Source organism: Paraburkholderia sp. BR10937 (assembly GCF_040965695.1).
Taxonomy (GTDB): domain Bacteria; phylum Pseudomonadota; class Gammaproteobacteria; order Burkholderiales; family Burkholderiaceae; genus Paraburkholderia.
Genome location: NZ_JBFRCL010000016.1, coordinates 1 through 26,397, shown reverse-complemented (window position 1 = coordinate 26,397; position 26,397 = coordinate 1). Strand labels below are relative to the sequence as shown.

The following is a 26,397-nucleotide window of genomic DNA, read 5'->3' as shown; positions in this document are numbered from 1 at the left end:
CCCCCATCAAGCACAGCAAAGGAGAACTCGCGATGAAAGTGACCGTGCTCGTGCCGACCTATCGGCGTCCCGACGATCTGTCGCGCTGTCTTTCGGCGCTGCTGCGCCAGCAGCGCGCGCCCGATGAGATCGTGGTGGTGGCGCGCGCCGACGATGAGGCGACGCACGCGTGCCTCGCCGAACACGTCACGCCCCGCGTGCTCAACGTGGCAGTGGCCATCGTCGAGGAGCCGGGGCAGGTGGCGGCGCTCAATCGTGGCATCGAGGCCGCGACGGGCGACGTGATCGCCATTACTGACGACGACGCCGCGCCGCGCGCCGATTGGGTCGCGCGCATCGGGGCGGCCTTCGAGGCCGACCCGAAGCTCGGCGCGCTGGGCGGCCGCGACTGGGTGCACGAAGGCGGCCGCATGATCGACGGCGAGCGCACGCTCGTGGGCAAGCTGCAGCGCTCGGGCCGCATCATCGGCAACCATCATCTGGGCGCGGGCGGCGCGCGCGAAGTCGATCTGCTCAAGGGCGCGAACATGAGCTATCGGCGCGCCGCGATCGGCGACCTGCGCTTCGACCGCCGCCTGCGCGGCACCGGCGCGCAAACGCATAACGACATGGCGTTCAGCATGAGCGTTAAGCGCTCGGGCTGGAAGCTCGTGTACGACCCGCTCGTGGCCGTCGACCATTACCCCGCGCCGCGCCCGGGCGAAGACCCGCGCAACGCGCAGACGCTCGCCTCGATCCGCAACGCAGCCTACAACCTGCATCTGATCCTGCTCGGCCATCTCACGCCGCTGCGCCGCGAAACCGCCTGGTGGTGGTACGCGCTCGTCGGTACGCGCGTGTATCCGGGCCTCGTGCACACGGGCCTGAGCGCCGTGCGCGGCGATTCCGCGGGCGCGGCGTTCGCACGCTGGCGCGCGGTGCGCGGCGGCGCACGAGAGGCGCGCCGCGCGCTCGTTTGAGCGGCGCGGCCAACGACTACACGGAGGACCCCGAATGAGCGGTACGCAAGTCCACGTCCACCTTTTCTATGGCGCCGATCCGCGCCGCTATCGCAAAGGCGAGAACATCGGCAGCCTGTACGGTTACCATCACGCGGAATCTGCGGAATTCGCCCTCAATTACGCGCAGGACGCGAGCGAGAGCACGCCCATGCGCTTCATGCGGCGCGCGCTGAAGGCCGCGGCCGGTTTCGACTTCATTCACGCCTGGCGCAATCGCCGCGCCATTCTGCAATCGGACGTCATCTGGACGCATACCGAGCAGGAGCATCTGGCCGTGGCGCTGGTGCTGCTGATGAACGCGAAGAAGGGCGGCGCGCGCCCGCTGCTGCTGGCGCAAAGCGTGTGGCTGCTCGACCGCTGGCCCGGCTACGGCGCGCTGCGCCGTGCGATTTACAAGCGCCTTCTCAAGCGTGCCGATCTACTCACCACGCTCGCGAGCGAGAACGCCGCGCTGTGCAGCGAGTATTTCGGGCGCGAGGCGCGCCACGTGCTCTACGGGCTCAATACCAGCGATTTTCCGCTGCGTCCGCCTTCGGAGTGGACGCCGCATACGCCCGTGCGCGTTGCCGCGATCGGCAACGATCGCGACCGCGACTGGACCACGCTCGTCAGCGCGCTCGGCAACGATTCGCGCTACCAGGTGCGCATCGCCACGCGCCGGCGCATGCCGGCCTCAGCGCGCGCGGACAACGTCGAAATCGTGCGCGTGTCCGGCATCAAGCAACAGCATGCGCTGTATGACTGGGCGGACATCATCGTCGTGCCGCTGCGTCCCAACACGCACGCTTCGGGTATCACGGTGATGCTGGAAGCCGCGGCGCTCGGCAAGCCGATGATCGCGACGAAGGTCGGTGCGCTCGAAGACTACTTCGACGACAAGGCCGCCTCGTACGTCGAGCCGTTCAACGCCCAGCAGCTGCGCGACGCGGCGAATGCGCTCGTGGCCGACCCGGCGCGGGCGCTCGCCCAGGCGCGGGAAGCCTGCGAACAGCTGCGCACGCGCGATCTCACGACTGAGCACTTCGCGCGGCAGCACGCGCAGCTCACGCGCGAGATGCTGCACGAGCGCGACGCGCGCAACGGCAAGTCGGTCGCGAGCGAACCCCAAGGCCGGGGCGTCGCTGCGCGCGGGATGTGATCATGGACGTCACGACCGCTATCCCCGCACCCGCGCCGGCGGGCCAGCCGGGCCGCCGCCGCGGCGGCCTGCGCGGCCTGTTCAGCCGCGATACGCTGCCGCCGTTCGCGCTGTGGGTATTGACGGCGCTGCTGATCGGCGCGCACCAGGGCACCGTGCTGACGCTGGCGTTTCCCGTGCTGTCGATCGCGGTGGGGTTCTGGCTCTACTTCGTGAACCCGGTGCGCTATATCGGCTTCATGTGGTGGCTGTGGTTCCTGAGCCCCGAAGTGCGGCGCCTCGCCGACTACGGCAAGGGCGGCTTCACGCCGACCAGTCTCATTCAGGTCGCGCCGCTCGCCGTCACGATGATCAGCGGCATTTCGCTGCTGCGCTACTACCCGATCCTCGGGCAGCGGCGCGGTCTGCCGCTCCTGCTCGCGCTGCTCGGCATCGGCTATGGGTTCGTGGTGGGCGTGGTGGGGAGCGGCCCGGCCGCGGCCGTCTATGACCTTGCCAACTGGATCTATCCGTTCCTGATCGGCTTTCACATCATGGTGCTCACGCGCCAGTATCCCGAGTGCAGCAAGACCATCATCAACACCTTCATCTACGGCATGCTCGTGATGGGCGCGTATGGTCTCGTGCAGTTCTTCATCATGCCGCCGTGGGATGCGATGTGGATGATCGGCTCGGACATGAACTCGCAGGGCGACCCCGTGCCGCTCGGCGTGCGTGTGTTCAGCACGATGAACTCGTCGGGTCCGTTCGCGTTCGCGATGATGGGCGCGATGGTGTTCGTGATGGCCGCGAAGCATCGGGTGCGCTGGATCGCGGCGGCGTTCGGCTTCTTCTCGTTCGCGCTCTCGCTGGTGCGCTCCACCTGGGGCGGCTGGGCGATCGCCATGGTGATCCAGCTGATGAAGTCGAGCAACAAGGTGCGCATTCGCATCATCGTCAGCGCGATCGTGCTGGCGGGCGTGTGCGTGCCATTGCTCACGTTCGGTCCCGTGGCGGACCGCATGCAGCAGCGTCTGAATACGCTCGTGAACCTGAAGGACGACCAGAGCTACGAGGCGCGTAACCAGTTCTATGCCGACTTCGCGAAGAAGGCCTTCACCGACGTGACGGGCGAGGGCCTCGGCGCCACCGGCGCATCGACCAAGCTCTCCAGCAACAACGGCCAGCTCGGCCAGTACGGCAGCTTCGACAGCGGCGTGATGAACATTCCGTTCGTGCTGGGCTGGCCCGGCACGCTGCTCTACATGTCGGGCGTGCTGTGGCTGCTCGTGCGCGCGGTGCGCGTGTCGATGCGTTTTCCCGAGGACCGCTACGTGTGCGCGTGCCTGAGCCTCGCGGTATCGATCTTCGCCATGCTCGTTTTCACCAACTCGCTCGTGGGCACCGGCGGCCTGCTGCTCTTTTCGAGCGTGTTTTCCATTCTCAGCGCGGGGCATTGGGCGAAGCTGCAACGCCAGGCCCTTACCACGGAGGTCTCCGATTGAGAGTCGCAATCGTCACGCATGTCGTGCGCCACAATGACGGCCAGGGCCGCGTCAATCATGAAATCGCGCGCGCCGCGCTCGACGAAGGGTTCGAGGTGACGCTGGTCGCCTCTCATGTCGCGCCCGAGCTGCTTGCCCATCCCAAGGTGAAATGGGTGAATGTGCAACCTTCGCGCGCATGGCCCACCAACCTGCTGCGCCAGCAGGTATTCGCGGTGAAGAGCGCGCTGTGGCTGCGCCGCAACCGGCGCGCATACGATGTGCTCCATGTGAACGGCTTCATCACCTGGGCGCACGCCGACGTCAACACCGCGCACTTCGTGCACGGCGGCTGGGCGCGCAGCAAGTATTACCCGTTCGGACTCACGCGCGGCGTGTGGTCCGCTTACCAGTTCGTCTACACGCGCGCCAATGCGGTGCTGGAGCGCTGGGCGTACCGGCGCTCGCGCGTGATCGCGGCGGTTTCGCGCAAGGTCGCCGACGAAATTCGCGCGTCGGGCGGCAACCCTGTCGAGCGGCTCGACGTGATCTACAACGGCGTGGACACGCGCGGCTTCTCGGCCGCGAGCGCGGACCGCGCGAAGTTCTCGCTGCCCGCCGACGCGTTCCTGCTGCTGTTCGTGGGCGATCTGCGCACGCCGCGCAAGAACCTCGGCACGGTGCTGCACGCCATGAAGCAGATGCCCGAACACGTGCATCTCGCCGTGGCAGGCTACCTGCCGGGCAGCCCGTATCCCGATCTCGCGCGCGAGCTGGGCATCGAGAAGCGGGTGCACTTTCTCGGCCTCGTGCGCGAGATGCCCACGCTCATGCGCTCCGTCGATACCTACGTGTTTCCTTCGCGCTACGAAGCAATGAGCCTTTCGCTGCTCGAAGCGATGGCGGCGGGCTTGCCCGTCGTCACCGCGCGCACGGCCGGCGGCGCAGAAATCATCACGGCCGATTGCGGCATCGTGCTCGAAGACCCCGACGACGTGCCGGCGCTCGCCAACGCGGTGAAGACGCTCGCCGCCGACACGCCGCGCCGCCTCGCGATGGGCGAGGCCGCGGCGGAACTGGCCACGCAGTTCGGCTGGGCGCGCATGGCCGCGCAATACATCGCGCTCTACCGGCAACTGGCCGGCGACGCGAGCGAGGCCGTACGCCGCGAAGAACCCGCGTTCGCTGCTGCGACGCTGCCGGGCGGTCAATCGCTCCAGCGCGCAGAAACCCCCTGATAACCGCATACATGCAGAATAAGGACACGCGATGACCACACAATCCATTCAATCGCTGCAGATCGGCATGCACTGGTTTCCCGAGCGCGCAGGCGGCCTCGATCGCATGTACTACTCGCTCGTCGGCGCTTTGCCCGGTGCGGGCGTGCGCGTGCGCGGCGTCGTGGCCGGCTCGCCCAAGGTGGCCCAGGACAGCGGCGGCGCGATTCACGGCTTCGGCTCCGCTTCGCGCTCGCTGCCGTTTCGCCTGATGGACGCGCGCCGGGCGCTGCGCAGCGAGATTCGCCGCCACCGTCCCGACGTGATTTCCTCGCACTTCGCGCTTTACACCTTCCCCGGGCTCGACGTTACGCGCGGCATTCCGCAGGTCTCGCACTTCCAGGGACCGTGGGCCGACGAAAGTTTCGTGGAAGGCGCGGCGACGCTGAGCCAGCGCATCAAGCACTCGCTGGAGCAGTCGGTGTATGAGCGCTCCTCGCGGCTCATCGTGCTCTCGAAGGCGTTCGGCGACATTCTCACGCGCCGCTATGGTATCTCGCCCGAGCGCGTGCGTATCGTGCCGGGCTGCGTGGATACGGCGCATTTCGACCCGGCCTGCACGGCGGCGGAAGCGCGCCTGAAGCTCCAGTTGCCGCAAGGCCGCCCGATCATCCTCGCTGTGCGCCGCCTCGTGCGCCGCATGGGCCTCGAAGATCTGATCGACGCGATCAAGATGGTGAAGCAGCGCCACCCGGACGTCCTCCTGCTGATCGCGGGTCGAGGCCGTCTGGAGTCCGAACTTCAGCAGCGTATCGACGAAGCCGGGTTGGCCGACAACGTGAAGCTGCTCGGCTTCGTGCCCGACGCGCACCTGCCTGCGCTCTATCGCGCGGCGACGCTGAGCGTGGTGCCGACGGTCGCGCTGGAGGGCTTCGGCCTGATCACGGTGGAGTCGCTTTCCGCGGGCACGCCGGTTCTGGTGACGCCGGTGGGCGGGCTGCCCGAGGCGGTGGCGGGTCTGTCACAAGACCTCGTGCTGCCGAGCACGGGCGCGAACGCGATTGCCGATGGCATCGACGGCGCGCTCTCGGGCCGCATCAAGCTGCCGGATGAAGAGGCATGCAAGGCGTATGCGCGCGAACACTTCGATAACGCCGTGATCGCGAAGCGCGTGGCCAGTGTCTACGCGGAAGCGATCGCCGTGCACTGAAAGCGGGTCGATCGACCCAAAGAAAACCGCCGCTCGGGAGAGCGGCGGTTTATTTATAGAACAGAGCAAGCGAGCAGGGCGCTATTGCGTTTCGGGCACACGTTCGCGCGCTTCTTCGTACATCCAGCGCAAGGTTTCTTCGAGGTGCTTGCGCGAGCTGTCGCCGACGATGGAACGCAGCTTCGCGTTCGACCCGATCAGCTGACGCACTTCGTTGGCGCGGACGAAACGCGGATCGACGTTCACCTCGATCTCGTAGCCGGCGATGCGCGCGAGCATGTCGAGCAGCGCGCCGAGCGTCTGGCCGGTGCCCGAGCAAACGTTGACGATGGCGCCACGCGGCGCGACTTCGACGAGCCGCGCGTAGGCGTTCACCACGTCGCGCACATCGGAGAAGTCGCGGGCCACGTGGAGGTTGCCGAGCGAAATCTGCTTGTCGCCGCGTGCGTAGTGATCGACGATCTTCGGAATCAGGAAGTCCGGCGACTGGCCCACGCCCGTGTAGTTGAACGGGCGCGCGATGATGATCGGCAATCGCGCCTGGAAGCGCCTCGCGACGTATTCCATCGCGAGCTTGCTGACCGCGTAGTCGTTGGCGGGCTGGGGCTCGACATGCTCGTCGATCACGCCGTTGGTGGCGTTGCCGTAGACGTTCGCGCTGCTGGCCAGCAAGACGGCGCGCGGCACGTGCTTCTGCTGCGCGAGCGCCTCGAGCAGATTGCGCGTGCCGACGACGTTCACGACGTAGGTGCGCGCCACGTCGCTGTCGGCCACGTGGGCCACTGCGGCGAGATGCACGACCACGTCGGGCTGCACGGTTTCGAGCGCGTGGGCGATCGCCGCGCGGTCGAGCAAGTCCGCTTCGATGGCGGTGGCGCCGAACGGGAAGGCTTCCGCGTCCAGCGATTCGCCCGTCCGCACGGTGCCCCACACGCGGTAGCCGTCCGCCGCGAGGCGGGCGGCCATATAGCGGCCCGTAAAGCCGCCAATGCCCGTGATGAGCGCGCGCGGACGGCTAGCGGGATCAGAATGTGTCATGGCGTTCGTTGCGCGCAAGGTCGGCCGTGACCATCATCTGGCAGAGCTGCTCGAGCGAAGTCTGCGGCTTCCAGCCGAGCTTCTCCTGCGCCTTGGTCGCGTCGCCAATCAGCAGGTCGACTTCGGCGGGGCGGTAGTAGCGCGGGCTCACGCGCACGAGCGTGCGGCCCGTGGCGACGCAGATGCCGGTTTCGCGCTCGCCCTTGCCCGACCATTCGAGCTGGAAACCGGCGGCGGCGAAGGCCATCTTCACGAAGTCGCGCACGGTTTCGGTGCGGCCGGTGGCGAGCACGTAGGTGTCGGGCTCGTCGGCCTGCAGCATGCGCCACATGCCTTCGACGTACTCGGAGGCGTAGCCCCAGTCGCGCTTGGCGTCGAGGTTGCCGAGTTCGAGCATGTTCAGCTTGCCGAGCTTGATCTTGGCGACGCTGTCAGTGATCTTGCGCGTGACGAACTCGCGCCCGCGCAGCGGCGACTCGTGGTTGAAGAGAATGCCGCTCGTCGCGAAGATGTCGTAGGACTCGCGGTAGTTGACGGTGGACCAGTGCGCGAACAGCTTGGCCACGCCATAGGGGCTGCGCGGATAGAACGGCGTGTCCTCGCATTGCGGAATAGCCTGGACCTTGCCGAACATTTCGGAGGTCGAAGCCTGATAGAAGCGCGTCTTCGGATTCACGACGCGAATCGCTTCGAGCATGTTCAGCACACCGATGCCGGTGACTTCGGCGGTCGTGGCGGGCTGGTCGAACGACACGCCCACGAAGCTCTGGGCGGCGAGGTTGTAGACCTCTTGCGCCTGGGCGCGTTCGACGAGGCGCAGGGTCGAGCCCGCGTCCGTGAGATCGTGTTCGACGAGATCGAGCGATGGATGGTCGAGGATCCCCAGCTCGTTCATGCGCCAGAAATTGACGGAGCTGGTGCGGCGATACGTGCCGGTGACGTTGTAGCCCTTGTCGAGCAGAAGGCGCGTGAGGTAGGCGCCGTCCTGGCCGGAAACACCGGTGATGATCGCTTTGCGACGTTCGTTCATGTGATGTGCCTTTGAAGTGTCGAACGGGATTCGGGAATTACGATTGCGGGCTCGACTGGCTCACGCGTGCGGTGAGGTCGACCGGCTCAGCCGCTGGGCGGCGGCGCGGGCCGCGTGTGAGGCGGCGCTCGAAGAGGAACCAGCTCGCGCTGGCATAAGCGAGCGTGAGTACGAGCGCAATCGCGGCGCTCTTGATGCGGCCGTAATGGAGCGGCCACACGGCATAGAGAATCGTGAGGTGAATGAGATAGATCGTGTAGCTGATCGTGCCGACATACACGAGCACCGGGTTGGACAGCAGGCGCCGCACGATGCCTTTCGACTGCAGCGCGAACACGACGATGGAGGTGCAGAGCACGAGCGAAACGCTATAGAGCATGGCGTTCGAGAGCGGCGTGTTCATGCCTCGAAAGCGCGGGTAGTGCAGGTGCAGCCAGGCCAGCACGCCGAGCGCCGCGAAGAAAAGCACGGCGGCGGGCCACTTGAAGGGCTCGAGCGCATTGCGGTCGCGGCGCACGAGCACGGCGAGCAGCGCGCCGGCGGCCAGCAGGTCCATGCGGAACGGCGTGAGGTAGTAGATCGGCCAGTACGAGTCGAACCACGGCGTCGCGACGGCGCGCAGCACGGGCACGACAAAGATGAGCGCGGCCGCCACCACGGCCATGAGCCGTTGCGGCAGGAGCAGCACGACAAAGGGCCACACGATGTAGAACTGCTCTTCGACGGCGAGCGACCAGAGAATGTTGAGGCTGTCGTGCCCGCTCTGGCCGAGTGCGTCGCCGATATTGGTGGCGAAGAATGCGTACCACGGCCAGTAGTGCGCCCAGCCAAAGCCGAACAGCAGCGACGAAACGATGAGCAGCAGCAGGTAGGGCGGCAGGATGCGGCGCACGCGGCGCGCATAGAAGTAGCTGAAATACGATTGCCCGCGCGCCTTGCGCTCGAGCAGGATGCCGGTGATGAGAAAGCCGCTCAGCACGAAGAACAGGTCGACGCCCATCCACAGCGGCGCGCGCAACGCGTGCTGCGCGAACACGGCGAGCACGGCGAAGGCACGCAGACCGTCCAGCTGGACGATACGGTGGGAATGGTCGGCGAGGCCTTGTTGACTGACGGGGCGGCTTACGGTCATCGGTTCTCCGGTGGGTTCATGCATGCGCGATTGCTTCGCGGTTCATTCTAGAAAGAATTAAATGTTCAAAAAGCCGAAATATATTGATTCCGGATTTTTGAATTTAAATGCGTTGATTTGCGCGATATGAAATGCGCATTGCCGTATGGAAATCGGGGTTGGTTGCGTCAAAAACCTTGTCGCACGGGCTTTCCGGCGTGCTATCGGCGTTTGGGAATTTATTTCCGGATGGCTCGGAAGCGGGTCATAAATACTGAATTTTTTTGAATTATTTTCCCTTTTTTGGAGGCGATTTTTCACACGGTTTGTACGGCATGATCCTGGCAGATTGCCGTCATCAGACCGGAGGAATTTGCCTTGCCGTTATCGAACCCCGATCGCCGCTTGCGCAGGACGTTGGCACTGGCCGCGATGTGCACGTTTATCTGCACGTCGTCGGTTCAGACCATCGCCGCGCCGCAACTCAATGTGACGACCTCGTGGATCGGCAATAGCTTTGGCAACGGCCAGGGCACGTGGATGCAGATCAACGTGACGGCCATCGCCGTCACGCCTGAAGGCAAGGTGTTCACCAACGCGCCGTGGGACGAGAGCGGCGCCGAGATCAGCGCGTACCAGGACGGCAAGCCGCTCGGCTTCGCCGGCGGCACGCATGGCTGGGGGGGAGCCGGCGGCAACGCCGTGGCCGTGAATCATCGCTATCTGTATGCGGCGGTCGGCGTGGGCAACGAGAAAGGGCACCTCGTCGGCAACGGCATCTGGCCTGCGAAGGGCAGCCAGTGGTACGGCATCACGCGCCGGCCGCTCGATGAGCCCAAGCGCGCCGCCGCGTTTCAGGCTTCGCCCGATCCGCTCAATCCGCATGCGCAGCTTTCCGCGTCGTTCCTGAAGATCAACGAAGTGCCCACTGGCACGCATGCCGACATTGGCGGACTCGCCGCGACCGATTCGACGCTCTATGTGAGCAACACGCCGATGAACCGCATCGAGGTGTACGACGCGAATTCGATGCAGCGCAAGGGGCAATGGGACGTGCAGGCGCCGGGCCGCATCGCGCTTGCAGCCGACGGGTCGGTGTGGGTGCTGACGGGCGCCGAAGCGGGTAAGGGCGCCGCGCACCCACGCGTCGAACATTACTCGGCGGAGGGCAAGCGCCTCGATGACACGCTCGCGCTGCCCGACGATTCGGTGCCGGTGGATCTCGCGTTCGATCCGCAGCAACGCCTGCTGATGGCCGATAACGGGCCGCGCCAGCAGATCCTCATCTTCACGCGCAACGGCAAGACGTGGACGCAGAGCGCCACGCTCGGCGAGCGCGGCGGCATCTTCTCGGGCGTAGCGGGGCGGCCGGGTCCGGGCCGCTTCAACGGCCTCACGGGCGTCGGCACCGACGCGCGCGGGAACATCTACGTCTCGACCAACGGTGTCGGACCGCAGCACGAAGACAACATCGGCGCGGGTCTTGGCGCAACGCTGGAGGCCTATACGCCTGCCGGCAAGCGCCTGTGGAACCTGGAAGGGCTGCTGTTCGTGGATGGCGCGTGGGTGGACCCACAGCGCCCCAGCAGTGTCTATACGGGCAACAAGCGCTTCGAACTCGACTTGTCGAAGCCGCCGGGGCAGGACTGGAAATATGTCGGATTCCTGTCCAATCGCTTCCGCTATCCCGACGATCCGGTCTTTCACACCGACCAGTGGCCGGGCCTGCCTACCGCGCGCGTGTTGAACGGGCACACGTTCCTGTTCCTCACCGACATGTACGCGGACCACCTGAAGATCTATCGCTTCGACGCGCAGCGCGACGGCGAGACCGCGATTCCCTCGGGCTTCATCGCGGGCCGCGGCCGCGGGGTGCAGAACGTGCCGAACGCGCCGCCGCCCGGCGGCGACTGGATCTGGCGCGACGCGAACGGCAACGGTGCCTTCGACGCCGACGAATTCACGCGCAATCCGGGCCGCGACCATCTGGCGGGCGGATGGGGCTGGTGGATCGACACGCGCGGCGACATCTGGCGCGCGCGCGACGACAAGGGCATCTGGCGCTTCCGCTTTGGCGGGCTCGACGCGAAGGGGAACCCGATCTACTCGTACGACAAGCTCGACAAGTACGCGATTCCCGCGCCGTTCACCGAAGTGCATCGCGCGATCTACGAGCCGCAGACCGACACGCTCTACGTGACGGGCTACACGGCCGATGCGCCCCACGAGCCCGGCTTCTGGAAGGAAGCGGGGCGCGTGCTGGTGCGCTACGACAAGTGGTCGAGCGGCCACCCCGAGCAGCACTACATGCTGCGTCTGCCGTGGGACCCGAAGGCGAAACCGCCGGTCACGCCCGCGGGGCTCACGGTGGAAGGCCAGTACGTGTTCGTGGTCGAGCCCGCGGGCAACGTCCACGTGTACGACAAGGACAGCGCAAAGGAAATCGGCACCTTCGGCCCCGGCGCGGAAGTGGGCAACACCTCGGGCTGGGTCGACGTGCCGTTCGGCATCACCGCGCATCGCGAAGCGAACGGCGAATACCTCGTGTTCGTCGAGGAAGATGCGCGCGGCAAGGTGCTCATGTACCGCTGGAAACCGGCCTGACCCGCTACGGGCCACGCAACTGGATACCTAATGGATAAAGGCATACTGCGCAACGTCGCAATCAATCTGTTCGGTCTCGTGCTGCCGACCTTCGTGTCGCTCGTCACGGTGCCTTCGTATATCCGCCTGCTCGGCGTGGAGCGCTACGGCGTGATCGCGCTCGTCTGGACCCTGATCGGCTACTTCAGCGTGCTCGACCTCGGCATGAGCATGGCCGCGCAGAACCAGATCTCGAAGGCGTATGCGTCGAAAGACGCCGACGCCTGCGAGCGCGTGTTCTGGAGCGCGTTCTGGCTGAACTTCACGACCGGCGCGATCGGCGGCCTGCTGATCTATTCGGGCGGCGCTCTCTATACCGCGTATTTCACGCACGTCACGCCCGAATTGCGGCACGAAGTCTATCTCGCGCTGCCCTGGCTCGCCGTGGCGATTCCGGTGGCGAACGTCTCGTGGGTGTTCGCGGGCGCGATCAACGGTGCGGAGCGCTTCGGCATCTACAACACGAACCAGACGCTCGGCACGTTCCTGTTCCAGTTGCTGCCGCTCGCCGCTGCCTGGGCGTACGAACCGAATCTGCAGACCGTGCTGGCCGCCGCCGTGTTCGCGCGTCTCGCCGCCGCGATCCTGCTTGGCCGCTCGGCGCTTCGTGTGCTCGGTATTCGCAAGGTGCGCGGGCCGCGCCTCGATACCTCGAAGGCGCTCTTCAATTTCGGCGGCTGGATGCTGGTCGCGAGCATCACGACGATGGTCGCGGACTCGCTCGACCGCATGATGCTGGGCGCGGGCCTTGGCGCGCGCTTCGTCACGTACTACACGGTGCCGCAGAACCTCGTCACGCGCCTGAACATGGTGCCCAACGCGCTCGTGCGCACGCTGTTTCCGCGCCTTTCCGCGCTGGGCCGCGAGCATGCCGATGAAATCGCCGCGCAGTCGCTGCAGTTTCTCAATGCCGTGTTCACGCCCATCGCCATCGGTGCGATCGTGGTGCTCCAGCCTTTCCTGCACGCGTGGGTCGGGCCCGTGATCGCCGAGCATGGCGCGCCGGTTGGGCGCGTGCTGATCATCGCCGTGTGGCTCGTGGGGCAGGCGGGCGTGACGCGCATTCTCATCCAGTCGCAAAACAATCCTGCCGCCGCTGCGCGCGTCGGGCTCGTGGAGCTGCCGCTCTTTGCCGGTCTGCTGTGGCTCGGCATCTCGCGCTTCGGCTTGCCGGGCGCGGCCGCGGCCGTGCTGTTTCGCGCCCTGTTCGACTACGTCGTGCTGCTGTGGCTTTCGCGCATTCATAGCCGCACGATCATCGTCGATATGTTTGCACACCTGAGTTTTCTCGCCGCTGCGCTCGCTCTTGCGTGGTGGCTGCCGGACGCGCTGTACGCAATCGGCGCCGGTGTCGTGCTCGCGCTTGCCAACGTGGTGTGGTCGGTTGCGACTACGCCGATGCTGCGCGGCTACGCCCGTTCCCTTCTCTTTCGACTGAATTCACGGAAAAGCGCATGAGTCACGAACTGATCGACGAAGCGGCGCCGTCCGAAAGCGCCGCCGCGCCTCTTCAACGGCGCGACGCCACCAAACCGCGACGCCCCGAGACGGGCGCCGTCATGCCGCTGCGGCCGCTGCGGCCCGCCCTCGCCGCAGGCCGTGCGCCGCGCGTGGCCATCGTGCACGACTGGCTCGTGACCTACGCGGGCGCGGAGCGCGTGCTCGAGCAGATCCTTGCCTGCTTTCCCGATGCGGACCTGTTCTCGGTCGTCGACTTCGTCGATGCGAAGGACCGCACGTTCCTGCGTGGCAAGCGCGCCACGACCTCGTTCATCCAGAAGCTGCCGGGCGCACGCAAGCGCTATCGTGCGTACCTGCCGTTCATGCCGCTCGCCATCGAGCAGCTCGACGTGTCGGGCTACGACGTGGTGATTTCGAGCAGCCACGCGGTGGCCAAGGGCGTGCTCACAGGACCGGACCAGTTCCATATCAGCTACGTGCATTCGCCGATCCGCTATGCGTGGGACCTCCAGCATCAGTACCTGCAGGAGTCGAGCCTCACGCGCGGGCCGAAGTCGATGCTCGCGCGCCTGATCCTGCACTACATCCGCAACTGGGACGTGCGCACGGCGAATTCGGTGGACCAGTTCGTCGCCAACTCGGAGTTCATCGCGCGGCGCATCCAGAAGGTGTATCAGCGTCAGGCCGAGGTGGTTTATCCGCCGGTGGATATCGACGCGTTCGAGCTGGAGACCACGAAAGAAGACTTCTATTTGACCGCCTCGCGGCTCGTGCCGTACAAGAAGATCGACCTGATCGTCGAGGCGTTTGCACGCATGCCCGAGAGGCGCCTCGTGGTGATCGGCGATGGCCCCGACATGCACAAGGTACGCGCGAAGGCGACGCCCAACGTGGAAGTGCTGGGCTATCAGCCGTTCGCCGTCCTGCACGACCGCATGCGGCGCGCCAAGGCGTTCGTGTTCGCAGCGGAAGAAGACTTCGGCATTTCCGTGGTCGAGGCGCAGGCGTGCGGCACGCCCGTGATTGCATTCGGCAAGGGCGGTGCGCTCGAAACGGTGCGCGACACCGGTTCGCGCCCCACGGGCCTCTTCTTCGAAGATCAAAACGCAGACGCGATCATCGACGCCGTCGAATCGTTCGAAAGCGATCCCGGCCGATTCCGCGCCGAGGATTGCCGCGCGAATGCCGAGCGCTTTTCTTCGCGGCATTTCCGCGAGCAATTCTTTGCGCGCGTGGCGAAGGCGGTGCCGGCGATTGCGCAGGCGGGTTCGGCACACGGCGCGGCGCCGTTCGAGATCGAAGCGGACGCAGCGCAAGCGCCGCGCGTGCTCGCCATCGACCAGAGCGGCGTGCTGGGGGGCGCGGAGCTATCGCTGCTGGAAGTGGTGAAGGGATTGCGCTCGCGTATCGACGTGCTGCTCTTCAACGACGGACCCTTCAGGGAGGCGCTCGACAAGGCCGGTGCGCGCGTGGAGGTGCTCGATTCGGGCGCGTTGAACAAGGTGCGCCGCGATGGCGGCACCGCGCCGCGACTGGGTGTGCTTGCGGGCATCGCCGCGCTCGTGCGCGAGACGCGCCGCCGAGCGCGCGAAGCCGACGTGCTTTACGCCAACACGCAGCGTGCGATGGTGATCGGCGTGCTCGCGGGCAAGCTCGCGCGCAAGCCGGTGGTCTGGCATTTGCGCGACATCGTGAGCGACGAGCATTTCGGCCGCGTGCAGCGTGCCGTGATCAAGGGCTGCGCGAAGCTGGGACTCGCGCACGTGATTGCGAACTCGCACGCATCGGCGAAGGTGTTCGCGCAGCTCACGCGCTTCGACACGAAGCGCATCGACGTGGTGCACAACGGCGTGGATGAATCGCCGTTCCGTGCGCTTGCGCGCATGCCGCAGGCTCAGTTGCGGGCGCAGATCGGGTTGCCCGAGGATGCGTTCCTGGTCGGTGCTTTCAGCCGTCTTGCGCGCTGGAAGGGCCAGCATGTGCTGCTCGAAGCGTTGCTCGACGAGCCGCGTGCGCATGCTGTGCTCGTGGGTGCGCCGCTGTTTGGTGAGGATGCTTATGCCGCGGAGCTGCGCGCGTTCGTCGAAGCGAACGGGCTGCAGGAGCGTGTGCATTTTCTCGGCTTCCGGCATGACATTGCGGCTTGCATGCGGGCCGTGGATGTGATCGCGCATACGTCTATTACGCCCGAGCCGTTTGGGCGGGTGGTCGTTGAGGGGATGCTGGCGCAGCGGCCCGTGGTTGCTTCTCGCGATGGCGGTGTGACTGAGATCGTCGAGCATGGTGAAAGCGGGCTGCTTTGTACGCCAGGTGATGCCAAGGAACTCGCTGCCACCATCGGCAGGTTGCACGACGACGCGGCGTTGCGGGATCGGCTTGCTGTGCAAGGGCTGGCTACTGCCCGGGAGCGGTTTGGGAAGCAGCAGTATGTCGATGCTGTCGAGCGGGTGCTCGATGGGGTTGTTGCTCGGGGCAAGTAAGTTTTTTTGCTTTTTTTAGGCCTTTTTTCGCGGCTTCTGGCCGCGTTGGCCTTTCCTTGTGTTCGCGTCGGTATGCAAGTGTTGCCCCTGTGCGGGGCGGCACCTACTTTCTTTGCGGCGGCAAAGAAAGTAGGCAAAGAAAGCCGCTCAAACCGTCAGTGCCTGCCACAGTTCACATCGCACCACTAATGGTTAATGGCTCCGGAGCGTCTGTCGCCTCGCACCACCCAACTCAGTGACAAGGCAGTCATTCATCCCGCTGCTCGCTACGCGCGCTGCGGTCGGGTCTGCATGGGAAACCGCGGGGGCATTGTCAGGCTTCGCGAGAATGCGCGCGCACCAACTGCTTTGAGTTATGCCCCACGGCGCGCGGAGCGCCGCCGGATGTATGAGCGCCTTGTCACTACCTTTGAAGGTGCGAGATGCCAGACGCTCCGGAGCCATTCACCATGTACGGCGCGATGTGAACTGTGGCAGGCGCTGGCGGTTTGAGCGGCTTTCTTTGCCTACTTTCTTTGCCGCCGCAAAGAAAGTAGGTGCCGCCCCGCACAGGGGCAACGCCTGCATACCGACGCGAAAACAAGGAAAGGCCAAAGTGGCCAAAGCGGCCAAAGTGGCCAAAGAGGATCAAGCGACGACCCGCTTCCTAAGCCGAGCAGCAGCATGAAGCGCGGGCTTTTCGAAGAGCCGATAGAACACCCAGGCAACGGGAATCACGGCCAGCGTGAAGCCGAACGAAGGCCATATCGAAGTCTGCAGCTCCGAGCGGAACAATAGCGAGCCGAGCAATACGAAGAGCGGCAAGTGAATGAGATAGAGCGAGTAGCTGAAATCGCCGATCCTGGAGAACAGCGACTGCAGCAAGCCAGGCGAAGCAGGCGCAGGCCGCGCAAGCGCTTTGACGAGATAGCAGGCAAACGCGCAAGCCCAAAGCTGAAACGCCCCAAACTGCCCGAAGTGAAACGCCACGCAACCGGCGACAGCGAAAAGCGCCGCAGCAGGATAGGCGAACCGAAAGCCAGAAGACCCGCGCAAACGCACTTCGGCGATCCATGCGCCGAGCATCCACGAGAACCAGTACGAAGTGAAAACGATGATGTCATGCCGCTCCAGCGTCAACGCGGAAACGACGTTGATGAGGGCCACGGCGGCGAGCACGACATTCAGCCCAAACCGGCGCCGCGCAGCGAAGAGCAGCGGATACACCAGGTAAAACTGCACTTCGAGCGAAAGGGTCCAGAGCGCGCCGTTCGACCCATACGTCTTACCGGCCACGCCCTGCAGCGAGAACAGGTTCACGAAGAAATCGCGCGCCCCGATCTCGTTGATCTTGTGGCTCACCGGAAGCAGCGAGAGGCTGACCGAATCCACAGCCAGCGTGAGCAGCAACGCGGCGAGCAGCACCGGATAGATGCGCACGAAACGCCGCAGCCAGAACTGCCGCGCGTCGAGCCGGAAATCGGGGTTCGAAAAGAGCCGCGCGGCGCCGCTGCGGTGAATGCAATAGCCGCTGATGACGAAAAAAATCGGCACGCCCGCCGATCCCCACGCAATCGGGAACGTCAGCCACGCGGCAACGGTGCCGGGGCTCGCGAGGCTGGCATGCAGCTGGTGGAACGCGCCCATGCCGATCCAGGTGACCTGGCGGCAATGGAAATACGCCACCAGCAGGGCCGCAAAGCCTCGCAGGGCTTCGATCAGATGCTCGCCGGCCAGCTCGCGGGCCGCGGCCGCGGGCCGCGCTGCAGGGGCAGCGGCGGCGGGCAGGGCCGATGCAGGCGGCATGGCGGTTTGGAGTACGGGATCGCTCATCGGTGTCAGCCGGTCCTTGGGGAGAGTACCCGGCGATCTTAGGGGCGCGCGCGCGAGGGAAGTAAGGAAAAGATTTTCAAAATGTATTCGTGATGAAATGAGAAATGGAGAAATAAATGGATTGAAAAACAAAAGCGGTTTATTTATCGAATTTGAAATGCTAGTTTGAGTGTGATCGACTATGGTCGCTGGAGAATCCGATGAACCTGCACTTGCTGGCCGGCGTGGCCGTGCTGTTGATACTCGTGGGGGTGTCCGCGTATCGCGAGGCGTTGCGCAATGAGCCCATCCGGCGCGCACGCACGCGCTCCGGCGCCTTGCCGCCCGTCGACGAGGCGGAGTAGACTGCGCCCGAACGAGACGCGTCATTGGCACAAGACGGAACAGGAAATTCATGCCGATCTGGATGGAATTATTCGGCATGAATGGCAATAATTTCCGGTGTTACGCCGGAAGCGAGTCATCAGAATTTATTGGCCTTTTTTTATTCCTTAAAAGGCGATAGACAATCTCATTCAATACAAGAATCTGCCACGGCAGAACCTCGGGGAAGTCGGCTTGCCTCGCTGCGAGACCGAGACTCAAACGAACGATCTGGGAATGGACATCATGCTGAAAGTAACCAAAGCGGTATTTCCTGTTGCAGGCCTTGGGACGCGCTTCTTGCCCGCCACCAAGGCGAGCCCGAAGGAAATGCTGCCGATCGTCGACAAGCCGCTCATTCAGTACGCGGTGGAAGAGGCGATCGCTGCGGGGATTACCGAAATGATCTTCGTGACCGGCCGCAGCAAGCGCGCGATCGAAGACCATTTCGACAAGTCGTACGAGATCGAATGCGAACTCGAAGCCCGCAACAAGCAAAAGCTGCTCGACGTCGTTCGCAGCATCAAGCCCGCCAATGTGGACTGCTTCTACGTGCGCCAGGCCGAGGCGCTCGGTCTGGGCCACGCCGTGCTGTGCGCGGAAAAGCTCGTGGGCGGCGCGCCGTTCGCCGTGATTCTCGCGGACGACCTGCTCTACAGCCCCACGCCGGTCATGAAGCAGCTCGTGAACACGTTCAATCACTATCACAGCTCGGTGGTGGGCGTCGAATCGATCGCGCGTGAAAACAGCGCGTCGTACGGCATCGTCGACGGCCGCGAGTGGGAAGAGGATGTGTTCAAGCTGTCGGGCGTCGTCGAAAAGCCGGCGCCGGAAGTCGCGCCGTCGAATCTCGGCGTGGTGGGCCGCTACGTGCTGATGCCCACGATCTTCGAACATCTGCGCGCACTGAAGCCGGGCGCAGGCGGCGAACTTCAGCTCACCGACGCCCTGCAGTCGCTGCTCACCGAAGAACAGGTGCTCGCGTACCGCTATATGGGCACGCGTTTCGACTGCGGCAGCAAGCTCGGCTACCTCAAGGCGACGGTGGAGTTCGCGCTGCGCCATCCGGAGGTCAAGGACGAGTTCGAAGCCTATCTGCAAGCGCATCTGCCGGCGGCGCTGCCCGCTGCAGCATAAAACTCCATAGCGCCACAAGCACGCTACGGGGTATTTCAAGCGCGCGGGGCTCGACGCCCGCGCGCGTTTCGCCCATCTCGCATCACCTCCCGACATTCTCCGCGACCTGGCCTTCCCGCGTCGCCGTGACAACTTTGCAATCGTCATCGGTGTATAACGGTTTCGGCGGGCATGTCGAATGCGCTCAGCGCGTCGTTTGCGTTCGTGCTGCGTGGCGGGCCGCTCGTGCGGCGGCCATGCTGCGTGAATATCCGAACGATTTTGTACGGCATTCCGGGCCGGTTTGGCGCGCGGAACTCCCGTCATTCAACGCGTGTCCGAAGGCCAGAATCCAGGCACGCGCTTCAAGGAGGAGCAACCGGCCATGACCAGGTACCTTCCCGTGGCAGGCAGTGAACATCCCGCGCCCGCCGGCGCGCAATGCGTCGGCGCTTGCGACCCGGCGGAGCGTTTCAGGATCGTGCTGATCCTGCGGCGTCAGGCGTCGGCAGAATTTCACGAACTGGTGGACCGGCTCGCCGCGAACGATCCCGCCGCGCAGCCGGTTTCGCGCGAGGAATACGAGCGGCGCTTTGGGGCCAGCGCTGCCGACATCGAACGTGTCGAGCAGTTCGCGAGCGCGCATGGGCTCACCGTGGAGCAGGCCGATGCCTCGGCGCGCCGCGTCGTGCTCTCGGGCACGGTGCAGCAGTACAACGCCGCCTTCGGCATCGACCTGCAGCGTTTCGAGCATCAGGTCGGCAAAACCACCCACCACTTTCATCAGCCGAGCGGCCCCTTGCACTTGCCGGAAGACATGCACGAGGTCGTCACCGCCGTGGTGGGGCTCGACAATCGTGCGAAGGCGCAGCCGCACTTTCGCATCGTGCCGACGAGTCTGGCCAACGCGCCGGCAGACGCGCCAGGCACACCCGGTGCGTCCATCCGCCCGCCTATCCGCGCCGCGCGCGCGGTAACCAGATCGTTCACGCCTTTGCAACTCGCGGAGCTTTACAGCTTTCCCGCGGGCGACGGCAGCGGCCAGTGCATTGCCGTCGTCGAAATGGGCGGCGGCTATGACACGGCAGACCTCAGCGCGTATTTCAGCGAGTTGGGTGTGAGCGCGCCGCGCGTGGAGGACGTCTCCGTCGATCAGGCGACGAACGCGCCGACCGGCGACCCCAACGGTCCCGACGCCGAAGTCACGCTCGACGTCGAGATCGCCGGTGCGCTGGCGCCCGGGGCGCTCATCGCCGTCTATTTCGCGCCGAACAGCGAGGCAGGTTTCGTCGACGCGGTGAGCGCCGCTCTGCACGACAGCCAGCGTAGGCCTTCAGTCATCTCGATCAGCTGGGGCGCGCCGGAGTCGGCGTGGTCGCAGCAAACGCTCGGCGCGCTGAACGACGCGCTGCAAACGGCCGTCGCGCTCGGCGTGACCGTGTGCGCGGCTTCGGGCGACAGCGGCTCGTCGGACGGCGTGAGCGACGGCGCCGATCATGTCGACTTTCCCGCGTCGAGCCCTTACGCGCTCGGCTGCGGCGGCACGCACATCGCGGCGTCGAACGGACGTATCTCGCAGGAAACCGTGTGGAGCGAAGGCGATAACGGCGCGACCGGCGGCGGCGTGAGCGCGACGTTCGCGCTGCCGGACTGGCAAAAAGGCCTGCGCGTCGTGCGTGGCCGCGGCGGGGCTGGCGCGCTGGTGCGGCGCGGCGTGCCCGACGTCTCCGCCGACGCCGATCCCGCCACGGGCTACGAGGTTCGCGTGGCGGGCGCGGATACGGTGGTGGGCGGCACGAGCGCCGTCGCGCCGCTGTGGGCGGCGCTGATCGCGCGCATCAATGCGACGCGCGGCACGCCCGTGGGCTTCGCGAACGCGAAGCTCTACGCGCAGCCCGGCGCCTTCAACGACGTGACGAGCGGCAGCAATGGCGACTTCTCGGCGGCGCCGGGCTGGGACGCTTGCACGGGCCTCGGCACGCCGGTGGGCAGCAAGGTGGCAACCGCGCTCGGCTCGGCGTAGGATGAGCGCGGCACGCCGCCGCGACGCGAGCTGAGCACGAAAGCCAGGCGGCTGGCGCGATGCGGGTTGCATGAGAGGTTGCATTCGAAGTTGCATTCACTGTCTCAAACGCACACACACATAAAGTGGAGACGACATGAACGACGAAGCGCAGTCCACCAAGGGCAACGGCGGCGCTCAAGGGGCCAGCCCCGCGAGCGGCAACGGCAAGCATCGCTCCCAGGCCGACCAGCCGTGCTTCGATCCCACCGCTTACGGCAACGGTCCCGATGACTTCGTCACCGACATGACCGAGAACGCCGCGATCACGCATCACGCCATCCAGATCGGCAAGGAAGTCATTACCTATACGGCAACGGCGGGTCACCTGGTGACGGTCGATCCGAGCAGCTCGCAGCCCAACGCCAAGATCTTCTACGTGGCGTTCACGAAGGACGGCGTGCAGGCGCAGGACCGTCCCGTCACGTTCTTCTACAACGGCGGTCCGGGCTCCTCTTCCGTGTTCGTGCTGCTCGGCTCGTTCGCGCCCAGGCGCATCAAGACGTCGATGCCGGGCTTCACGCCGCCCGCGCCCTATACGCTCGAAGACAATCCGGACAGCCTGCTCGACAAGAGCGACCTCATCTTCATCAATCCGGTGGGCACGGGCTATTCGGCCGCGATCGCGCCGCATCACAATCGCGACTTCTGGGGCGTGGATCAGGACGCGGATTCGCTCAAGCAGTTCATCAAGCGCTACCTCACGGCGAACGATCGCTGGAATTCACCGAAGTTTCTCTATGGCGAGTCGTATGGCACGGCGCGCAGTTGCGTGCTGGCCTACCGGCTGCACGAGGACGGCGTGGATCTGAACGGCATCACGCTGCAGTCGTCGATTCTCGATTACACGCAAAGCGGCAATCCGGTGGGCGCGCTGCCCACGGCGGCCGCCGACGCGTGGTACCACAAGCGCCTCGGCGTGACGCCCGCGCCGAAGGACTTGCAGGCGTTCGCCGCGCAGGTGGCGCAATTCGCGCGCACCGATTACCTGCAGGCGCTCTCGAAGTTTCCCGATCCGAACGACAAGAGCATTCCGGCCACGCTCAAGACCTTGTCGCAATACACGGGCATCGACACGCAAACGCTGGAGTCGTGGAATCTCGACATCGCCTCGTACGACAGCCGCGGGAATTCGCTTTTTCTCACTTCGCTCCTGAAGGACAAGGGCGTGGCGCTCGGCTCGTACGACGGCCGTGTGACCGCCATCGACACGGGCATTGCCGGCAACATCGACCCCAACTCGGGCGGCAACGATCCCACCATGACGGCCGTGAGCGGCGTCTATACGGCGATGTGGAACAGCTACCTGAACGAGCAGCTCAAGTTCCGCACGAACTCGTCGTTCACGGACCTGAACGACCAGGCGTTCAAGAACTGGAACTTCGGCCATATCGATCCAACGGGCGCGCAAAAGGGCGTGGACGCGCAGGGCAATATCGTGCTTTACACGGCCGGCGATCTCGCGGCGGTGATGGCGCTGAATCCGGATTTGCGCGTGCTCTCGGCGAACGGCTACTACGATTTCGTCACGCCGTTCTACCAGACCGTGATCGACCTGCAGAAGATGCCGCTGCTCGACCAGAAGGTGCGCGACAACCTGAGCGCGCGCTTTTATCCTTCGGGTCACATGGTGTATCTCGACGCCGGCTCACGCACGGCGCTCAAGGCCGATCTCGCGAAGCTCTATCAGGTCGCCGTGACGGACCGCCCCGCGGTGGCGCGCATTCGCGCGCTCCAGCGCATGAGCACGATGAGCACCATGCATCACTGATTCTTTCACAGGCACCGGCGCAGGCGTTTGCACGCGGTTATGGCGTGCGCCCCTGCGCCATGGCTTCGAGACACGCGCGCGCGTCGCCCTGCACGAGGCGCGCTGCGCACGCGATCATCAGGTTCTTCGCCAGGCCGAAATCTTCCACCAGATAGCCGCGTTCGCACACGCGCCCCTGCGCGTCGGGCACGGAAGGCACGCGTTCGATGAGCGTGCCTTGGTCGGATGAGTAGGCCCAGATTTCCTTGCCCAGCGCGGCCGCATAGCCGATCTCGAAGGCGGTGCCGGAGTCGGGCTCGCCGGGGCCGCGAAAGTCGTTGACGTTTGCCATCACGATATCGGCGGCGCGGATCGATTCGACGTTCGCGCGATAGATCCACGCGGCCTGGCGGGGGCCGTCGAGGTCCGCGGGCGCTTGCGCATCGAGCGGATAGACGCCCTCGAAGCCGAATTCCGCACACGCGGCGACGAGGCGTGCGCCGTGCTCGAGCGCATCGCGCCGGAAGACGTCGAAGCCGGCGAGATACACGCGCGGGCGGCGGGGCAGCGGGGTCGAATTCATGGCGCGCGGTCCTCCAGTGCAAGGGGTTCGTCGAGACCCCGGTTCGACGATTCTAGCGCCTGGTCCGGGCCAGTGAGGGTTCGTCCATCTTCCTGTTGCTTACAGACGATTGACAACATTTGTTGCCTCTCGCTACGATCATGCACTTTGCATCGTGCCGTGCGCCATTGCGCGGCACTGGCTTTACACCATGTTGGAGACCATGAATACGATCGCCGGCGGCCAGTCGAAGGCCGCATTACACAATCTCGAGACGCGCGCCTATTCCAGGGCGACGTTGCGTCTGCTGCCGTTTCTCTTCCTTTGCTATGTGGCCGCGTATCTCGACCGCGTGAACGTCGGCTTCGCGAAGCTTCAGATGCTGAGCGACCTGCAGTTCAGCGAAACCGTCTACGGTCTCGGCGCAGGCATTTTCTTTATCGGCTACTTTTTCTTCGAAGTCCCGAGCAATATCCTCATGCACCGCGTGGGCGCGCGCATATGGATCGCGCGCATCATGATTACGTGGGCCGTGCTTTCGGCGGCCACGCTGCTCGTGCAGACGCCCACGCAGTTCTATTTCGTGCGCTTCCTGCTGGGCGTGGCCGAGGCGGGCTTCTTCCCCGGTATCGTGCTCTATCTCACCTACTGGTTTCCGGCCGCGCGCCGCAGCCGCATGAATGCGCTCTTCATGATCGGCATTCCGATTGCCGGCGTGCTGGGCGGCCCGCTTTCGGGCTGGATCCTCTCGGCCTTCACCGGCGCGAACGGCTGGACGGGCTGGCAGTGGCTCTTCCTAATCGAAGCGCTGCCTTCGCTCGTGCTGGGCGTGATTACGCTGTTCTATCTGCCCAACGGCATTCGCGCGGCGAACTGGCTCTCGGACGACGAGAAGGCCGTGCTCGAACGCAATATCGCGCAGGACCAGGCGGGCAAGGGCCACGCATCGATCGGCTCGGTGTTCGCCAATGGGCGCGTGTGGCTCATGGCCGTGACTTACTTCTGCTGCATGATGGGTCTGTACGGCATCAGCTTCTATCTGCCTACGCTCATCAAGGCGAGCGGCGTGAAGAATGCGCTCGACGTGGGCCTGCTTACCGCCATTCCGTACGCCTGCGCCGTATTCAGCATGCTGTTCGTCGCGAAGAGCGCCGACCGCACGGGCGAGCGCCGCTGGCACTTCGCCATCGCCTCGCTGGCATCGGCAATCGGCCTGTATTTGAGCACCGTGTTCGGCAACAACGTGCCGCTCGCCATGCTCGCGCTTTCCGTGGGCGCGGCCGGCATGCTCGCCACGATGCCCGTGTTCTGGACCTGGCCGAGCGCGATTCTTGCGGGCGGGTCGGCTGCCGCCGCCATCGGCATGATCAACTCGATCGGCAATCTCGCGGGCTTCGTGAGCCCGTCGATCATCGGCTGGATGAAGGACGCGACGCACAGCACGAACGCGGGCATGTACTGCGTTTCGGCGGCCATGATGCTGGGCGCGGTGCTGGCGCTGCTGCAGCCGAGGAAGCTCGTCAACGGCTGATCGCGTGCGCCGTGACGATTGCGCAGCATGAGCGATGAAAGCAGCGGCCATGCCCGCTGCTTTTTTTCATGATCGGCTTAACATCGCGGGAAACGCCTGGTATTTCCCGCATGTTGCGCGATGATCGATTGTGGCGACAAATGGATGCTTCGACCGCGCGAAATAACAGCGGCAGACGAAGCGTGACGACGAGGACCGACCCATGAACCGACTGAAGCGGATGTCGCTGGCTTGCTGGGCCATCGTGCCGTGTCTCTCTCTGCTGCAGCCGGCGGCCGCCCAGGTCGCGCAGCCTACGCTCGACAAGATCCGCTCGGCGGACGTCATCGCCATTGGTTATCGCGAGACTTCGGTGCCGTTCTCCTACGTGATCGGCGACAACCAGGTAATCGGCTTTTCGCAGGACATCTGCGACAAGGTGATCGAGGCCGTCAAGCTCAGGACGAAGCGTCCGGACCTGCAGGTGCGTTTCGTTCCCGTCACTTCGCAAAACCGCATTCCGCTCGTGCAGAACGGCACCGTGGACCTGGAATGCGGCGTCACGACGAACCTGAAGGCGCGCCAGGCCCAGGTGAGCTTCTCCAATACGTTCTTTGTCGCGACCACGCGCCTGCTCACGCGCAAGGACTCGGGCATTCACGACTTCGCCGATCTCGCGGGCAAGACGGTGCTGACCAACCAGGGCACGACGTCCGAGCGTATCTTGCGGCGCATGAACATCGACAAGCAGATGAACATGCGCATCATCAGCGCGCGCGATTATGGCGAGGGGCGCGCTACGCTCGAGTCGGGCCGCGCAGTGGCCTACATGATGGACGACGTGCTGCTCGCCGGTACACGCTCGCTCACGGCGAAGCCCGCCGAATGGGTAATCGTTGGCACGCCGCAATCGTCGGAAGCCTATGCCTTCATGATGCGTAACGGCGACCCCGAGTTCCGGCAACTCGTGAACGACACGATGGCGGCGCTCATGAAGAGCGGCGAAATCAATGCGATGTACGCGAAGTGGTTCGAGAAGCCGGTGCCGCCCAAGGGCGTGAACTTCGCGTTTCCGATGAGCGAACAACTGCGCGCGCTCTATGCCGCGCCGAACGATCGCGCCTTCGACTGATTGCCGTGTGCAAGTGCGAACCATGAGATGATCTCGTTCCTGACGCGGTGGACGGCGCGGGCGGCTCATGGGCGCGAGGGTTCACGCGCGCGTATGAGTCATGGCCGCCGATGCGCGCGATGAATCAATTAACGGGTAGAAAGCGGAAAAAGCGGGAGCGGACATGCAAGAAGACGGCAGCACGGTGGTGATCGTTGGGGCAGGGCACGCGGGCGGCAACGCCGCGGCGCTGCTGCGGCAATACGGGTTTGGCGGCCGCGTCGTGCTGGTCGGCGAAGAACGGGTGCCCCCTTATCAC

20 protein-coding genes are annotated in these 26,397 nt (G+C 65.0%); 15 read left to right on the top strand and 5 right to left on the bottom strand.

Translation table 11 applies throughout. The annotated features are described in order from the left end of the window. Window positions 1-32: 32 nt before the first annotated feature. From AB4Y44_RS15245 to AB4Y44_RS15225, 5 genes are read left to right on the top strand one after another with little or no spacing between them, the layout of a single operon-like run. Entirely contained in the window at window positions 33-959 is a 927-nt protein-coding gene (locus tag AB4Y44_RS15245) for a glycosyltransferase family 2 protein (RefSeq protein WP_368700088.1), read from the top strand. Window positions 960-993: 34 nt separating this feature from the next. Further along, window positions 994-2,139: a glycosyltransferase gene (locus tag AB4Y44_RS15240; RefSeq protein WP_368700087.1), complete on the top strand. Its 1,146-nt coding sequence runs from the start codon at window positions 994-996 to the stop codon at window positions 2,137-2,139. A 2-nt stretch (window positions 2,140-2,141) separates the two neighbouring features. Further along, window positions 2,142-3,623: a glucose-6-phosphate isomerase gene (locus tag AB4Y44_RS15235; protein ID WP_342918704.1), complete on the top strand. Its 1,482-nt coding sequence runs from the start codon at window positions 2,142-2,144 to the stop codon at window positions 3,621-3,623. Then, window positions 3,620-4,840: a glycosyltransferase family 4 protein gene (locus AB4Y44_RS15230; RefSeq protein ID WP_368700086.1), complete on the top strand. Its 1,221-nt coding sequence runs from the start codon at window positions 3,620-3,622 to the stop codon at window positions 4,838-4,840. Before AB4Y44_RS15235 ends, AB4Y44_RS15230 begins: the two co-directional genes overlap by 4 nt. 31 nt (window positions 4,841-4,871) lie before the next feature. Further along, window positions 4,872-6,029 (top strand): glycosyltransferase family 4 protein, encoded by a 1,158-nt coding sequence (locus AB4Y44_RS15225; RefSeq protein ID WP_342918706.1) that lies wholly within the window; start codon window positions 4,872-4,874, stop codon window positions 6,027-6,029. 81 nt (window positions 6,030-6,110) lie between these two features. On the opposite strand, the gene AB4Y44_RS15220 is transcribed toward AB4Y44_RS15225, so the two are convergent. The 3 genes from AB4Y44_RS15220 to AB4Y44_RS15210 are packed head-to-tail and all read right to left on the bottom strand — an operon-like array spanning window position 6,111 to window position 9,229. Next, window positions 6,111-7,067, bottom strand: a complete 957-nt coding sequence (locus tag AB4Y44_RS15220) for a GDP-mannose 4,6-dehydratase (RefSeq protein ID WP_342918707.1) — start codon at window positions 7,065-7,067, stop codon at window positions 6,111-6,113. After that, window positions 7,054-8,097: a GDP-mannose 4,6-dehydratase gene (gene gmd / locus AB4Y44_RS15215; protein WP_342918708.1), complete on the bottom strand. Its 1,044-nt coding sequence runs from the start codon at window positions 8,095-8,097 to the stop codon at window positions 7,054-7,056. Before gmd ends, AB4Y44_RS15220 begins: the two co-directional genes overlap by 14 nt. 37 nt (window positions 8,098-8,134) lie before the next feature. After that, on the bottom strand, window positions 8,135-9,229 hold the full coding sequence (locus AB4Y44_RS15210) for an acyltransferase (protein WP_342918709.1): 1,095 nt from the start codon (window positions 9,227-9,229) through the stop codon (window positions 8,135-8,137). Between the two features lie 411 nt (window positions 9,230-9,640). Here AB4Y44_RS15210 and AB4Y44_RS15205 point away from each other — a divergent pair, with 411 nt between their 5' ends. From AB4Y44_RS15205 to AB4Y44_RS15195, 3 genes are read left to right on the top strand one after another with little or no spacing between them, the layout of a single operon-like run. After that, window positions 9,641-11,812, top strand: a complete 2,172-nt coding sequence (locus AB4Y44_RS15205; protein WP_368700136.1) for a hypothetical protein — start codon at window positions 9,641-9,643, stop codon at window positions 11,810-11,812. Between the two features lie 30 nt (window positions 11,813-11,842). Continuing rightward, window positions 11,843-13,309 (top strand): flippase, encoded by a 1,467-nt coding sequence (locus tag AB4Y44_RS15200; protein ID WP_368688249.1) that lies wholly within the window; start codon window positions 11,843-11,845, stop codon window positions 13,307-13,309. Beyond that, window positions 13,306-15,792, top strand: coding sequence for a glycosyltransferase family 4 protein (locus AB4Y44_RS15195; protein ID WP_368700085.1), 2,487 nt, complete (start codon window positions 13,306-13,308; stop codon window positions 15,790-15,792). The genes AB4Y44_RS15200 and AB4Y44_RS15195 overlap by 4 nt, the downstream gene beginning before the upstream one ends. A gap of 627 nt (window positions 15,793-16,419) precedes the next feature. On the opposite strand, the gene AB4Y44_RS15190 is transcribed toward AB4Y44_RS15195, so the two are convergent. After that, window positions 16,420-17,604, bottom strand: a complete 1,185-nt coding sequence (locus AB4Y44_RS15190) for an acyltransferase family protein (RefSeq protein ID WP_368700084.1) — start codon at window positions 17,602-17,604, stop codon at window positions 16,420-16,422. A gap of 200 nt (window positions 17,605-17,804) precedes the next feature. On the opposite strand from AB4Y44_RS15190, the gene AB4Y44_RS15185 reads away from it, so the two are divergent. The 4 genes from AB4Y44_RS15185 to AB4Y44_RS15170 all read left to right on the top strand — a co-directional run bounded on the left by AB4Y44_RS15185 (window position 17,805) and on the right by AB4Y44_RS15170 (window position 22,916). Beyond that, entirely contained in the window at window positions 17,805-17,948 is a 144-nt protein-coding gene (locus tag AB4Y44_RS15185; protein ID WP_165979327.1) for a hypothetical protein, read from the top strand. Between the two features lie 265 nt (window positions 17,949-18,213). Beyond that, window positions 18,214-19,104, top strand: coding sequence for a UTP--glucose-1-phosphate uridylyltransferase GalU (galU, locus tag AB4Y44_RS15180; RefSeq protein ID WP_368700083.1), 891 nt, complete (start codon window positions 18,214-18,216; stop codon window positions 19,102-19,104). A 364-nt stretch (window positions 19,105-19,468) separates the two neighbouring features. Further along, window positions 19,469-21,106, top strand: a complete 1,638-nt coding sequence (locus tag AB4Y44_RS15175; protein ID WP_368700082.1) for a protease pro-enzyme activation domain-containing protein — start codon at window positions 19,469-19,471, stop codon at window positions 21,104-21,106. A 136-nt stretch (window positions 21,107-21,242) separates the two neighbouring features. Beyond that, window positions 21,243-22,916 carry a peptidase S1 gene (locus tag AB4Y44_RS15170; RefSeq protein WP_342918715.1) on the top strand — a complete coding sequence of 558 codons (1,674 nt, stop codon included), beginning with the start codon at window positions 21,243-21,245 and terminating at the stop codon, window positions 22,914-22,916. A gap of 37 nt (window positions 22,917-22,953) precedes the next feature. Here AB4Y44_RS15170 and AB4Y44_RS15165 read toward each other — a convergent pair whose 3' ends face one another. Continuing rightward, window positions 22,954-23,478, bottom strand: coding sequence for a nucleoside 2-deoxyribosyltransferase (locus AB4Y44_RS15165; protein WP_342918716.1), 525 nt, complete (start codon window positions 23,476-23,478; stop codon window positions 22,954-22,956). Window positions 23,479-23,680: 202 nt separating this feature from the next. Between AB4Y44_RS15165 and AB4Y44_RS15160 the strand changes: the two genes are divergently transcribed. The 3 genes from AB4Y44_RS15160 to AB4Y44_RS15150 form a co-directional block, all read left to right on the top strand. Then, window positions 23,681-24,988, top strand: a complete 1,308-nt coding sequence (locus AB4Y44_RS15160; protein ID WP_368700081.1) for an MFS transporter — start codon at window positions 23,681-23,683, stop codon at window positions 24,986-24,988. 202 nt (window positions 24,989-25,190) lie between these two features. Next, on the top strand, window positions 25,191-26,099 hold the full coding sequence (locus AB4Y44_RS15155) for a glutamate/aspartate ABC transporter substrate-binding protein (RefSeq protein ID WP_368700080.1): 909 nt from the start codon (window positions 25,191-25,193) through the stop codon (window positions 26,097-26,099). A gap of 163 nt (window positions 26,100-26,262) precedes the next feature. After that, the coding region (locus AB4Y44_RS15150; protein WP_368700135.1) for an FAD-dependent oxidoreductase at window positions 26,263-26,397 on the top strand (135 nt) is incomplete at its 3' end.